Source organism: Nocardia amamiensis (genome assembly GCF_015477605.1).
GTDB classification, from domain to species: Bacteria; Actinomycetota; Actinomycetes; order Mycobacteriales; family Mycobacteriaceae; genus Nocardia; species Nocardia amamiensis_A.
The window spans coordinates 178914-192839 of the sequence record NZ_JADLQX010000004.1 but is presented as its reverse complement, the minus strand read 5'-3'; the positions used below and the strand labels follow the sequence as shown (position 1 = coordinate 192839).

Sequence of the window (13926 nt, the reverse complement as noted above, 5' to 3'; positions counted from 1 at the left end):
AACCGGCGCGGTCGGGTGCCGTGAACCGATGCGCCGGCCGGAACCTGACGCGACTTGCCCGCGGGCGGGCCGTGGCGCCGCTCACAGCCCGATACGGCTGGTGAAAACATCGGTCGGGCCGCTGCTAGTCTGCTTGCCGTAAGACATCCTTTAACGGACCGTCCGGTGAGGCGGGGAAGGAGGTCGGCATGGCCGTGCCCGAAGAACGGGCCGCCAAGTCCGGCGCTGCCGAGACATCGCAGCGACATACCCCGGAGGGGGTTGCGGCGGGGCGAGAGCTGTTGTCGGCTTCGGATGTCGGGCGGACCATCGCGCGCATCGCACACCAGATCATCGAGAAGACCGCGTTGGACGCGGGCGAGCCGGACGCGCCGCGCGTCGTGCTGATCGGCATTCCCACCCGGGGCACCACGCTCGCCGCGCGGCTCACCGACAAGATCGAGGAATTCTCCGGCGTCCGCCCGGCACTGGGCTCGCTCGACATCACGCTCTATCGCGACGACCTGCGCAGCCGACCGCACCGGCCACTGGAGCGCACTTCGGTTCCCGAGGGCGGCATCGAGGACGCGCTGGTCGTCTTGGTCGACGACGTCCTGTTCTCCGGCCGCACCGTGCGTTCCGCGCTCGACGGCCTGCGTGATCTGGGCCGTCCTCGCGCCGTGCAGCTGGCGGTGCTCGTCGACCGCGGTCACCGCGAACTGCCGATCCGTGCCGACTACGTCGGCAAGAACGTGCCGACCAACCGGTCCGAGGACATCTCGGTGCTGCTCACCGAGCACGACGGCCGCGACGGCGTCTACCTGCGCCACGGTTCGGAACAGGAGGCGGGCGAATGAGGCATCTGCTGTCCGTCGCCGCGCTGGATCGCACCGCCGCGACCGAACTGCTCGACGAGGCCGAGCGGTTCGAACAGGCCCTGCTCGGCCGCGAGGTGCACAAGCTGCCCACGCTGCGCGGCCGCACCGTGATGACGGTCTTCTACGAGAACTCCACCCGCACCCGGGTCTCGTTCGAGGTCGCAGGCAAATGGATGAGCGCGGACGTGATCAACGTCAGCGCGAGCAGTTCCTCGGTCGCCAAAGGCGAGTCGCTGCGCGACACCGCGCTGACCCTGCACGCCGCGGGCGCCGACGCGCTGATCGTGCGGCACCCGGCTTCCGGCGCCGCGCACCAGATCGCCCGGTGGATGGACGAATGGGCGGTCTCGGCGGGACGCGCCTCCGGCCCGGCCGTCGTGAACGCCGGCGACGGTACCCACGAACACCCGACCCAGGCGCTGCTGGACGCGCTGACCCTCCGGCAGCGGCTCGGCGACATCGAGGGCAAGCGGGTCGTCATCGTCGGCGACATCCTGCACAGCCGGGTCGCGCGGTCCAACGTCTTCCTGCTGGCGACCCTGGGCGCCGAGGTGGTGCTGGTCGCCCCGCGCACGCTGCTGCCGGTCGGCGTCGAGACCTGGCCCGCCCGCGTCTCGCACCACCTGGACGCCGAGTTGATCGGCGCCGACGCGGTGCTGATGCTGCGCGTGCAAGCCGAGCGGATGACCGGCGGGTTCTTCCCTTCGGCCCGCGAATACTCGATCACCTACGGACTGTCCGAGCGCAGGCTGGCCCTGCTGGACGACCACGCCGTCGTGCTGCACCCCGGACCGATGCTGCGCGGCATGGAGATCGCGTCCTCGGTCGCGGACTCGCCGAAAGCCGCAGTGCTGCAACAGGTCACCAACGGTGTGCACATGCGCATGGCCGTCCTGTTCCGCCTGCTCGTCGGAACACAGGAGGCAGTGGCATGAGTGGTCAGGCCCGGAGGCGGCAGCGGAGCGTGACCATGGAGGGCCCCGCTCGTGCCGGAAAGGACGCAGCATGAGTGAGAACTCCACCATCCTGATCAAGGGCGTACTGCGGTACGGCGAGGGCCAGCCGGTCGACGTCCTCGTCGCGGACGGCGAGATCCGCGAGATCGGCACCGATCTCGGCGTGGTCGGGGCCGAGATCATCGACGCGCACGGGCAGATCCTGCTGCCGGGTTTCGTCGACCTGCACACCCACCTGCGCGAGCCGGGACGCGAGGACACCGAGACCATCGAGTCCGGATCCGCCGCCGCCGCGCTCGGCGGTTACACCGCGGTGTTCGCTATGGCCAACACGAACCCGGTCGCCGACTCGGTGGTGGTCACCGACCACGTGTGGCGCCGCGGCCGGGAGGTCGGCCTGGTCGACGTGTATCCGGTCGGCGCCGTCACGGTCGGGCTGGAAGGCAAGCAGCTCGCCGAGATGGGCACCATGGCCGCGGGAGTCGGGGCGGTACGCATGTTCTCCGACGACGGTCACTGCGTCTACGACCCGCTGATCATGCGCCGCGCCCTCGAGTACGCGAACTCCCTCGGCGTGCTGATCGCGCAGCACGCCGAGGAGCCGAGGCTGACCAAGGGCGCGGTCGCGCACGAGGGCCCGACCGCGGCCCGGCTCGGCTTGGCCGGCTGGCCGCGCGCGGCCGAGGAGTCCATCGTCGCGCGGGACGCCCTGCTGGCGCGTGACGCGGGCGCCAGGGTGCACATCTGCCACGCCTCCACCGCGGGCACCGTGGAGCTGGTGAAATGGGCCAAGTCCCAGGGCGTCTCGATCACCGCCGAGGTCACCCCGCACCATCTGCTGCTCGACGATTCCCGGTTGGAGACCTACGACGCGGTCAACAAGGTCAACCCGCCGCTGCGCGAAGCCTCCGACGCCGCCGCGCTGCGGCAGGCGCTGGCCGACGGAGTCATCGACTGCGTCGCCACCGACCATGCCCCGCACGCGGAGCAGGACAAGTGCTGCGAGTTCGCGGCGGCCCGGCCTGGCATGCTCGGCCTGGAGACCGCGCTCTCGATCATCGTGCGGACCATGGTGGAGCCCGGACTGCTGGACTGGCGCGGTGTCGCTCGCGTGATGAGCGAGCGTCCGGCCGAGATCGTCGGCCTCGACGACCACGGCAGGCCGCTCGAGGTCGGGGAACCGGCGAACCTGACGCTGGTCGACCCGAACGCGAGCTGGACGGTGCGCGGCAGCGAGCTCGCCAGCATCTCGCACAACACGCCGTTCGAGGCGATGACCCTCCCAGGCCGGGTGACGGCGACCCTGCTGCGCGGCCGGGTCACCGCCCGTGACGGCAAGGCGGCGCGCGGCCATGCGGAGGCGTAGATGAGCCAGGCACGCGGATCGAGCACCCCGGTGCGAGCGACGAGCCCGGAGGCGGCGGCGGAGCGTGGCCACGCAGGGCTGCGGGAGCTCCGCAAATTCGACACCGCGGTGCGAGCGACGAGCCCGGAGGCGGTAGCGGAGCGTGGCCACGCAGGGCTGCGGGAGCTCCGCAAATTCGACACAGGAGGTCCGTAGGTGGAAAGAACGCTGTGGGTTCTCGGGTTGCTCGTCCTGTTCGCGCTGTGCCTGTGGCTGATGTACCGAGGCTGGCGCAACCGTGCGGCGCGGCAGGCCGAGCGCATCGGCGTCCTGCCCGTCGTGCCCGCCGAACTCGGTGCGCAGGTTCTGGAACCGACCACCGGCCTCTACCTGGGCAGCACCATCGCGCCCAGCTGGCAGGACCGGATCACGGTGGGCGACTTGGGGTTCCGGGCCACTGCGGAGCTCACGCGGTTCGAACGGGGGATTCTGCTCGAACGCGACGGCGCGACGGTGATCTGGATTCCGCAGGAATCCATCACCGCGGTGCGCACCGAACGCGGCCACGCGGGCAAAGTGATGACGGAAGATGGTGTGCTGGTCATTCGCTGGAAGCTGCCGACCGGAACCGAGATCGATACCGGTTTCCGTGGCGACGACAAGTCGGTCTACCCGGCGTGGCGGCGGCTTTCGACGGCGGATCAGAGCGGGACGATGACGGGAGATGACGAGGGATGACAGCAGAAGCAGCACTCGTGCTGGAGGATGGCCGGGTGTTCCGCGGCCAGGCCTACGGCGCCGTGGGCGAGACGCTCGGTGAGGCGGTGTTCTGCACCGCGATGACCGGGTATCAGGAGACCCTCACCGACCCGTCCTACCACCGCCAGATCGTGGTGGCCGCCGCGCCGCAGATCGGCAACACCGGCTGGAACGACGAGGACGACGAGTCCGCCAAGATCTGGGTCGCCGGATACGCGGTCCGCGACCCCGCGCGACGCGCGTCCAACTGGCGCGCCAAGACGACGCTCCCAGAGGAGCTCGAACGCCAGCGGATCGTCGGCATCGCGGGCATCGACACTCGCGCGCTGGTCCGCCACCTGCGCACCCGTGGCTCGATGAAGGCGGGCATCTTCTCCGGTGACGCCCTCGCCGCCGCCGACGAGCTGGTGGCCAGAGTGAACGGCCAGCCCTCGATGCTGGGCGCCGACCTGGCCGGCGAGGTGAGCACCGACGCGCTCTACACGATCGAGCCGGACGGCGAGCACCGGCACACCGTCGTCGCGGTGGATTTGGGTATCAAGACCAACACCCCGCGCATGTTCGCCCAGCGCGGCATGCGGGTGCACGTGGTGTCGTCGGCCACGACGCTGGACCAGATCCTCGAGCTGAAGCCCGACGGCGTCTTCCTGTCCAACGGCCCCGGCGACCCGGCCACCGCCGACGGCGCGGTCGAGTTGACCCGCGGCGTGCTGGCGGAGGGCCTGCCCCTGTTCGGCATCTGCTTCGGCAACCAGATCCTTGGTCGCGCGCTGGGCCGCGACACCTACAAGATGAAGTTCGGGCACCGCGGGATCAACATCCCGGTGGTGGAGCACGAGACCGGCCGGATCTCGATCACCGCGCAGAACCATGGGTTCGCGCTGGAGGGCGAGCAGGGGGAGCGGTTCGACACCCCCTTCGGCACGGCGGAAGTCAGTCACGTCTGTGCCAACGACGGCACGGTCGAGGGCGTCCGGCTGGTCGACGGCCGCGCCTTTTCTGTGCAGTACCACCCGGAGGCCGCCGCCGGACCCCACGACGCCGCATATCTGTTCGACCGTTTCGCCGGTCTCATGGAAGGAGCCTGATGCCTCGCCGCGAGGATCTCGAGCACATCCTGGTGATCGGTTCTGGCCCGATCGTCATCGGCCAGGCGTGCGAATTCGACTACTCCGGCACCCAGGCGTGCCGGGTGCTGCGGGCCGAGGGCCTGCGCGTGTCGCTGGTCAACTCGAACCCGGCGACGATCATGACCGACCCGGAGTTCGCCGACTCGACCTACGTCGAGCCGATCACGCCGGAGTTCGTGGAGAAGGTGATCGAGAAGGAGCGTCCCGACGCCATCCTGGCCACCCTCGGCGGGCAGACCGCGCTGAACACCGCGGTCGCGCTGCACGAGCGCGGTGTGCTGGAGAAGTACGGCGTGGAACTGATCGGCGCGGACTTCGACGCCATCCAGCGTGGCGAGGACCGGCAGAAGTTCAAGGACATCGTGGCCAAGGTGGGCGGGGAGAGCGCGCGCTCGCGAGTCTGCTTCACCATGGACGAGGTCCGCGATACGGTCGCCGAGCTCGGCTTCCCCGTGGTGGTGCGCCCGTCGTTCACGATGGGCGGTCTCGGCTCCGGCATGGCCTACAACGACGAGGACCTCGACCGCATCGCGGGCGGCGGCCTGGCCGCATCGCCCACGGCGAACGTCCTCATCGAGGAGTCCATCCTCGGCTGGAAGGAATACGAGCTCGAGCTGATGCGCGACGGCCGCGACAACGTCGTGGTGGTCTGCTCGATCGAGAACGTCGACCCGATGGGTGTGCACACCGGCGACTCGGTCACCGTCGCCCCGGCGATGACGCTCACCGACCGCGAGTACCAGAAGCTGCGTGACCTCGGCATCGCCATCCTGCGCGAGGTCGGCGTCGACACCGGCGGCTGCAATATCCAGTTCGCGGTGAACCCGCGCGACGGCCGCCTGATCGTCATCGAGATGAACCCGCGCGTGTCGCGATCGTCCGCGCTGGCGTCCAAGGCGACCGGCTTCCCGATCGCGAAGATCGCCGCCAAGCTGGCCATCGGCTACACGCTCGACGAGATCGTCAACGACATCACCAAGGAAACCCCGGCCTGCTTCGAGCCGACCCTGGACTACGTGGTCGTCAAGGCGCCGCGATTCGCGTTCGAGAAGTTCCCCGGCGCCGACGCCACGCTGACCACCACCATGAAGTCGGTGGGCGAGGCGATGTCGCTGGGCCGCAACTTCGCCGAGGCGCTGGGCAAGGTGCTGCGTTCGCTGGAGACCAAGGCCGCGGGTTTCTGGACCCAGGACGACGGCGAGTGGACCGACGTCGAGGCGATCCTGGAGGATCTGCGCACCCCGACCGAGGGCCGCATCTACCAGGTCGAACGGGCGCTGCGCCTGGGTGCGAGCATCGACGACGTCGCCGCCGCCTCCGGTATCGACCCGTGGTTCGTCGCGGAAGTCGCCGGTCTCGTCGAGCTGCGTCAGGAGATTCTCGACGCTCCCGTACTGGACGAGCCGCTGCTGCGCCGGGCCAAGCACTACGGCCTGTCCGATCGGCAGCTGGCCGCGCTGCGTCCGGAGCTGGCCGGGGAGAGCGGTGTGCGCGCCCTGCGGCACCGGCTGGGTATCCGCCCGGTCTTCAAGACCGTCGACACCTGCGCCGCCGAGTTCGAGGCCAAGACGCCTTACCACTACTCGGCCTACGAGCTCGACCCCGCCGCCGAGTCCGAGGTCGCGCCCCAGCGCGACCGCGAGAAGGTGATCATCCTCGGGTCCGGTCCGAACCGGATCGGTCAAGGCATCGAGTTCGACTACTCGTGCGTGCACGCGGCGCAGACGCTGTCGCAGGCGGGGTACGAGACGGTGATGGTCAACTGCAACCCCGAGACCGTCTCCACCGACTACGACACCGCCGACCGCCTCTACTTCGAGCCGCTGACCTTCGAGGACGTGCTCGAGGTCTACCACGCCGAACGCGAATCCGGCACCGTCGCGGGCGTCATCGTGCAGCTGGGCGGGCAGACCCCGCTCGGTCTCGCGCAGCGGCTCACCGATGCGGGCGTGCCGGTGGTCGGCACCAGCGCGGCCGCCATCGACCTGGCCGAGGACCGCGGCGAGTTCGGCGACGTGCTGGTCGGGGCCGGGCTGCCCGCGCCGAAGTACGGTACGGCGACCACCTTCGCCCAGGCCAAGAAGATCGCCTCGGACATCGGCTACCCGGTGCTGGTGCGCCCGTCCTACGTGCTCGGCGGGCGCGGCATGGAGATCGTCTACGACGAGCAGTCCCTGGAGGGCTACATCTCGCGCGCGACCGAGCTCAGCCCGGAGCATCCGGTGCTGGTGGACCGGTTCCTGGAGGACGCGATCGAAATCGATGTCGACGCGCTGTGCGACGGCGAGGAGGTCTACCTCGGCGGCGTGATGGAGCACATCGAGGAGGCGGGCATCCACTCCGGTGACTCGGCCTGTGCGCTGCCGCCGATCACCCTGGGCCGCAGCGACATCGAGGCGGTGCGCCGCTCCACCGTCGCGCTGGCCAAGGGCATCGGTGTCAAAGGTCTGCTGAACGTGCAGTACGCGCTCAAGGACGACGTGCTCTACGTGCTGGAGGCCAATCCGCGGGCCAGCCGGACGGTTCCGTTCGTGTCCAAGGCCACCGCGGTGCCGCTGGCCAAGGCCGCCGCCCGGATCATGCTCGGCGCCACCATCGACGAGCTGCGCAAGGAGGGCATGCTGCCGAGCGAGGGCGACGGCGGCCACGTCGCGCTGGACGCGCCGGTCGCGGTCAAGGAGGCCGTGCTGCCGTTCCACCGGTTCCGGCGCGCCGACGGCAGCGGGGTGGATTCCCTGCTCTCGCCGGAGATGAAGTCCACCGGCGAGGTGATGGGCATCGATGCCGATTTCGGCACCGCCTTCGCCAAGAGCCAGACCGCCGCCTACGGCTCGCTGCCCACCGAGGGCACCGTGTTCGTCTCGATCGCCAACCGGGACAAGCGCGCGATGGTCTTCCCGGTGAAACGCCTCAACGATCTCGGCTTCCGCATTCTCGCTACCGAGGGAACGGCGGAGATGTTGTGGCGCAACGGCATTCCGTGCGAGCGGGTGCGCAAGCATTCCGAAGCAGGCCCGGCCGAGGAGCCGACCATCGTGGAGCAGATCCGCGACGGCGAGATCGACATGGTGTTCAACACCCCATACGGCAACTCCGGTCCCCGCGTGGACGGTTACGAGATCCGCAGCGCGGCGGTCGGGGTGAACATCCCGTGCATCACCACCGTGCAGGGCGCGGCGGCCGCCGTGCAGGGCATCGAGGCCAGCATCAACGGCGGGATCGGCGTGCGCTCCCTGCAGGAACTGCACTCGGTGCTGCGTGGCTGAGCCGCGATTGGACGGAGCGGGCGACATGAAGACCTTCGGCGGCCGGCTGCGGCACGCGATGCGGCAGTTCGGCCCCGTATGCGTCGGCATCGATCCGCATCCGGAACTGCTGCGGTCCTGGGGCCTCGCCGAGGACGTGGACGGCCTCGAACAGTTCGCCGAGATCTGCGTGGAGGCCTTCGACGGCCTGGTGGCGCTGGTCAAACCGCAGGTCGCGTTCTTCGAGGCCTACGGTTCCGGCGGGATCGCCGTGCTGGAGCGGACCATCGAGGTGCTGCGTGCCTCGGGGACCCTGGTCCTGGCCGACGCCAAACGCGGCGACATCGGCTCGACCATGGACGCCTATGCCCGCACCTGGCTGGCCGACGGTCCCCTCGGGTCGGACGCCGTCACGGTGTCGCCGTATCTGGGATTCGGGTCGCTGGCGCCGGCATTGACCCTCGCCGAGGCGAACCAGCGCGGCGTCTTCGTGCTGGCGGCCACGTCGAACCCCGAAGGAGCGCAGGTGCAGCGTGCGGTCGCGGCGGACGCGCGCACGGTCGCGCAGACGATGGTCGACGAGGCCGCGGCCCGCAACGCGGGCGGCGAGTTCGGGTCGGTGGGCGTGGTGGTCGGCGCCACGCTGACCGAAGCGCCGGATCTGTCCGCGCTCAACGGCCCGATCCTCATGCCCGGTGTTGGCGCCCAGGGCGGCGGCCCGGAGACCATCCGTGATCTGGTCCCCGAGCCGATGCTGGGAGCCGTCGTCCCGAACGTCTCGCGCGAGGTGCTGCGGGACGGGCCGACCGTCCCGGCACTGCGTGCCAGAGTGGCCGCGCTCCAGGACGCGTTCGCGTTCCTGCAGAAATAACCACGTAGACCGGCGCACCGCGCCGGTCTACGTCGTTTTTCGCCCCTGTGCGTGCAGGTGCACGCGCACAGATGGCCCGTAGCGGGGTCTGTGCGCGCTTCTGCGTCGGTTTCGGGGCCGGTCGGTTATGCGTTGATGGCCTATTGCCCTGGAACGGCGCAGGGACCCATCGGCGTGGGCACTGGATGCCGTTCCTCGGCCTTCGGCGCTGGAGTGTGACGCCCGACACGCGCAAAGAACCCGCGACACGCGGAGAATTTCGAGAAAGTTCCTGGTCGGGCGGGTGAGGGGTTGCTGGATCGGTGCCACCTCGTGTCGCAACCCTTCCGCAAACCGTTTGGTCTGTTGAAAAAGCCCTGCTGGCGGGCTATTTCGCCGATTCGGCGGTACGATCCGCATAGTGGCGCCGGCGTGCCGTCCGATGCGGGCCGGGTGCCCGCACCGCATCCGGAATCATGCGCTGACCTGGGGGGTGGGTTCGCAATCGGCGGACGTCGTGGGTACGGTCGCTGAGACTGCCGGGTTACCGGCAGGAGTTGATGCAATGAACGATGAGACGGAGGAACCGTGGCCCTTCCCCAGCTGACTGACGAGCAGCGCGCCGCTGCTTTGGAGAAGGCGGCTGCCGCTCGCCGCGCTCGGGCGGAGCTCAAGGAGCGCTTGAAGCGTGGCGGCACCAACCTGAAGCAGGTCCTCACCGACGCCGAGACCGACGAGATCCTCGGCAAGATGAAGGTGTCGGCGTTGCTGGAGGCCCTGCCGAAGGTGGGCAAGGTCAAGGCGGCGGAAATCATGAGCGAGCTGGAGATCGCCCCCACCCGGCGGCTGCGCGGACTCGGCGACCGGCAGCGCAAGGCGCTGCTGGCCCGGTTCGACTTCGACGCCTGACGACGAGGGTGATCGAACACACGCGGAAGGGTCGACTGGTCGTACTGGTCGGCCCCTCGGCCGTGGGCAAGTCCACCGTGGTCCGCTGCGTCCGCGAGCGACTGCCCGAACTGGTCTTCAGCGTGTCGGCAACGACCCGGGCCCCGCGGCCCGGGGAGGTCGACGGCCTCGACTACCGCTTCGTCTCCCGCGCGGAGTTCGACGCGATGATCGAGGCGGGCGAACTGCTCGAGTGGGCGGACATCCACGGCGGGTTGCAGCGTTCGGGCACCCCCGCCGGGCCGGTCCGCGCCGCGTTGGCGGAGGGCCTTCCCGTACTCGTCGAAGTGGACCTGGAAGGCGCGCGGTCGGTGCGCCGGGCGATGCCGGAGGCGATCCTGGTGTTCCTCGCACCGCCGAGCTGGGAGGAATTGGTGGCGCGCCTGACCTCGCGGGGCACCGAATCGCCCGAGGTGATCGAACGCCGTTTGCAAACGGCCAGAATCGAGCTCGCGGCATGTGACGAGTTCGACATCGTCATCGTGAACGACGACGTGACCAGCGCCTGTGAGCAGTTGGTATCGTTGTTCGTTAGCACGAATTCGAGTTCGTAACCCCCAACCTGCGCATCAGTGATCAGGGCCCGCCGGAAGGCGGCGTGCGTAAGCACGCCCGGTCCGTCGCTCATGCGACATCCACTACACCAGGAGTCCCCCTAGTGAGCAGTACGGACATCACGACCGCGCCCGCCTACGACACGCCGGTCGGCCTCACCAACCCGCCGATCGACGAGTTGCTCGAGCGCACCTCGTCCAAGTACGCCCTGGTCATCTACGCGGCCAAGCGTGCCCGTCAGATCAACGACTACTACAACCAGCTGGGCGACGGCATCCTCGAGTACGTCGGCCCGCTGGTCGAGCCGGGCCTGCAGGAGAAGCCGCTGTCGGTCGCGCTGCGCGAGATCCACTCCGACCTGCTCGAGCACTCCGAAGGCGAGTGAGCGCCACCTGGCGCTCGCCGCATGAGCCCGCAGTATCGAACTCCCCGCGCGGGCGGGGATGATCCCCCGGAGGCGTAGTGACCACACGGATCGTCGTCGTTCTCCCCGCGCACGCGGGGATCAGTCGGCCGGAGGCGTAGTGACCACACGGATCGTCGTCGGCGTTTCCGGAGGGATCGCCGCCTACAAGGCTTGCTCTCTGGTCCGGCGCTTCACCGAGACCGGACATGAGGTCCGGGTGATTCCCACCGAGTCGGCGCTGCAGTTCGTCGGAAAGGCGACCTTCGAGGCACTGTCCGGGAACCCGGTACACACCGGCGTGTTCTCCGACGTGCCCGAGGTCCCGCACGTTCGGCTGGGACAGGAGGCGGACCTGGTGGTCATCGCCCCGGCGACCGCCGACCTCATGGCGCGCGCCGCCACCGGTCGCGCCGACGACCTGCTCACCGCCACGTTGCTGACGGCCCGATGTCCGATCCTGTTCGCGCCCGCGATGCACACGGAGATGTGGGAGCATCCGGCGACCGTCGCGAATGTCGCGACGCTGCGCGCCCGCGGTGCGATCGTCATGGAACCCGCGTCGGGCCGGCTCACCGGCACCGACACCGGTCCGGGACGGCTGCCGGAGCCGGAGGAGATCTTCGGCCTCGCGTCGCTGCTCCTGGAGCGTGCCGACGCGATTCCGCGCGACCTGGTGGGCCGTAGGGTCGTCATCACGGCGGGTGGCACCAGAGAACCGCTGGATCCGGTGCGATTCCTCGGTAACCGCAGCTCCGGAAAACAGGGTTACGCGCTCGCGCGCGTCGCTGCCCAGCGCGGCGCCCACGTCACGCTGATCGCGGGCAACACGATCGAGATGGCCGCACCCGCCGCCGTCGACCTGGTGCACATCACCACCGCCGATCAGCTGAAGACCGCCGTCGACAAGCACGCGGTCGGCGCCGACGCGGTGATCATGGCCGCGGCCGTCGCCGATTTCCGGCCCACCAACGTGGCCGCGGCCAAGATCAAGAAGGGCGCGGGCGAGCCCGACGTCATTCCGCTGACCAAGACCGTCGACATCCTCGCCGGCCTGGTGCAGGCGCGGCGGGACGGTCAGTTGCCCGGCACGGCGATCGTCGGCTTCGCCGCCGAGACCGGTGACGAGCACGGCGACGTCCTCACCCACGCGCGGGCCAAGCTCGCGCGCAAGGGCTGTGACTTGCTGGTGGTCAACGCGGTCGGCGAGGGCAAGGCGTTCGAGGTGGACACCAACGACGGCTGGCTGCTGGGTGCGGACGGCACCGAGCAGGCGCTCGATCACGGCTCGAAGGCGTTGCTCGCGAGCCGGGTGCTCGACGCGCTGAGTGTGTTGTTGCGCTGAGTCGGGCCGCGCGCCTGCCAGGATAGCCAGCTGATCGGCGGGTTGTTCGCGATGCCGTCAGGTCGTCGGCACCGCCGCGACACCGAGAGTTCAGCTGTCTTGGACGGCTGGGCTTTGGGATCCGCCGCGTCGGTGGTTTGGAATAGTCTGAGATATAAGGGTTGCGCAGGAGCGACACCGCGTTACTGTCGCAAGCCGATACGAGTAACCCGTTGAGGGAGAGGGAAGAACTGTGCGCACGTCCGGCAGTCGGCTTTTCACCAGTGAGTCCGTGACCGAAGGTCATCCGGACAAAATCTGTGATGCCATCAGCGATTCCATCCTCGACGCGTTGCTCGCGGAAGATCCGCGCAGCCGGGTCGCGGTGGAAACTATGGTCACCACCGGCCAGGTCCATGTCGCGGGTGAGGTCACCACGTCGGCGTACGCCGATATTCCCCGAATTGTCCGGGAAAAGGTCCTGGAAATCGGATACGACTCTTCCGCAAAGGGATTCGACGGGAATTCTTGCGGTGTGAATATCGCGATCGGCGCGCAGTCGCCGGATATCGCGCAGGGTGTGGACACCTCGCACGAGGCGCGCGTCGGCGGCTCCGACGACGAGGTCGAGCGGCAGGGCGCCGGTGACCAGGGCCTCATGTTCGGTTACGCCACCAAGGACACCCCCGAACTGATGCCGCTGCCGATCGCGCTCGCGCACCGCCTGTCGCGCCGGCTGACCGAGGTGCGCAAGTCCGGCGTGCTGCCCTACCTGCGTCCGGACGGCAAGACCCAGGTCACCATCGAGTACGACGGCGACCGCCCGGTCCGGCTCGACACGGTGGTCATCTCCACCCAGCACGCCGCCGACATCGACCTGGACAACCTGCTCGCGCCCGATATCCGCGAGAAGGTCGTCGACACGGTGCTCGCGGAACTGGCCGTGCCCACCCTGGACATCTCGGATATCCGCCTGCTGGTCAACCCGACCGGCAAGTTCGTGCTCGGCGGTCCGATGGGCGACGCGGGCCTGACCGGCCGGAAGATCATCGTCGACACCTACGGCGGCATGGCCCGCCACGGCGGTGGCGCCTTCTCCGGCAAAGACCCCTCGAAGGTGGACCGCTCGGCCGCGTACGCCATGCGCTGGGTCGCGAAGAACGTGGTCGCGGCCGACCTGGCCGACCGCGTCGAGGTCCAGGTGGCCTACGCGATCGGCAAGGCCGCCCCGGTCGGCCTGTTCGTCGAGACTTTCGGCACCGAGAAGGTCGATCCGGCGCGCATCGCCACCGCGATCACCGAGGTGTTCGACTTGCGTCCCGGCGCGATCATCCGTGACCTGGACCTGCTGCGCCCGATCTACGCGCCGACCGCCGCCTACGGCCACTTCGGCCGCACCGACGTCGACCTGCCGTGGGAGCACACCGATCGCGCGGGCAAGCTGCGCGCCGCCATCGGCCTCTGACCCGACCGGGCAGGAGTGAACGAACCCGCGGCGGACGCCTCCGCCACCTCGGCGGACCGTCCGGCCGCGGGCTCCGCAGCCGTATCGCG

12 protein-coding genes are annotated in these 13926 nt (G+C 69.3%); all 12 read left to right on the top strand.

Annotated elements, in window-relative coordinates:
* Positions 1–188: 188 nt before the first annotated feature.
* The gene (gene pyrR / locus IU459_RS07425) at positions 189–836 is read left to right on the top strand and encodes a bifunctional pyr operon transcriptional regulator/uracil phosphoribosyltransferase PyrR (RefSeq protein ID WP_195128724.1); all 648 of its coding nucleotides are present in this window, start codon (positions 189–191) and stop codon (positions 834–836) included.
* Positions 833–1792, top strand: a complete 960-nt coding sequence (locus IU459_RS07420) for an aspartate carbamoyltransferase catalytic subunit (RefSeq protein ID WP_195128723.1) — start codon at positions 833–835, stop codon at positions 1790–1792. The genes pyrR and IU459_RS07420 overlap by 4 nt, the downstream gene beginning before the upstream one ends.
* A gap of 70 nt (positions 1793–1862) precedes the next feature.
* The gene (locus tag IU459_RS07415; protein ID WP_195128722.1) at positions 1863–3179 is read left to right on the top strand and encodes a dihydroorotase; all 1317 of its coding nucleotides are present in this window, start codon (positions 1863–1865) and stop codon (positions 3177–3179) included.
* A 195-nt stretch (positions 3180–3374) separates the two neighbouring features.
* Positions 3375–3896, top strand: a complete 522-nt coding sequence (locus IU459_RS07410) for a PH-like domain-containing protein (protein WP_195128721.1) — start codon at positions 3375–3377, stop codon at positions 3894–3896.
* Positions 3893–5005 carry a glutamine-hydrolyzing carbamoyl-phosphate synthase small subunit gene (gene carA, locus IU459_RS07405; protein ID WP_195128720.1) on the top strand — a complete coding sequence of 371 codons (1113 nt, stop codon included), beginning with the start codon at positions 3893–3895 and terminating at the stop codon, positions 5003–5005. Before IU459_RS07410 ends, carA begins: the two co-directional genes overlap by 4 nt.
* Positions 5005–8313 carry a carbamoyl-phosphate synthase large subunit gene (gene carB / locus IU459_RS07400; protein ID WP_195128719.1) on the top strand — a complete coding sequence of 1103 codons (3309 nt, stop codon included), beginning with the start codon at positions 5005–5007 and terminating at the stop codon, positions 8311–8313. Before carA ends, carB begins: the two co-directional genes overlap by 1 nt.
* Before the next feature lie 25 nt (positions 8314–8338).
* The gene (gene pyrF, locus IU459_RS07395) at positions 8339–9163 is read left to right on the top strand and encodes an orotidine-5'-phosphate decarboxylase (RefSeq protein WP_195128718.1); all 825 of its coding nucleotides are present in this window, start codon (positions 8339–8341) and stop codon (positions 9161–9163) included.
* A gap of 567 nt (positions 9164–9730) precedes the next feature.
* Positions 9731–10051, top strand: coding sequence for an integration host factor, actinobacterial type (mihF, locus tag IU459_RS07390; RefSeq protein WP_028476708.1), 321 nt, complete (start codon positions 9731–9733; stop codon positions 10049–10051).
* Positions 10052–10059: 8 nt separating this feature from the next.
* Positions 10060–10644: a guanylate kinase gene (gmk, locus tag IU459_RS07385; RefSeq protein ID WP_195128717.1), complete on the top strand. Its 585-nt coding sequence runs from the start codon at positions 10060–10062 to the stop codon at positions 10642–10644.
* Positions 10645–10748: 104 nt separating this feature from the next.
* Positions 10749–11030, top strand: coding sequence for a DNA-directed RNA polymerase subunit omega (gene rpoZ / locus IU459_RS07380; RefSeq protein ID WP_324198782.1), 282 nt, complete (start codon positions 10749–10751; stop codon positions 11028–11030).
* 58 nt (positions 11031–11088) lie between these two features.
* Entirely contained in the window at positions 11089–12393 is a 1305-nt protein-coding gene (coaBC, locus tag IU459_RS07375) for a bifunctional phosphopantothenoylcysteine decarboxylase/phosphopantothenate--cysteine ligase CoaBC (RefSeq protein ID WP_440446469.1), read from the top strand.
* A gap of 232 nt (positions 12394–12625) precedes the next feature.
* Entirely contained in the window at positions 12626–13837 is a 1212-nt protein-coding gene (metK, locus tag IU459_RS07370) for a methionine adenosyltransferase (RefSeq protein WP_195128715.1), read from the top strand.
* Positions 13838–13926: the final 89 nt, after the last annotated feature.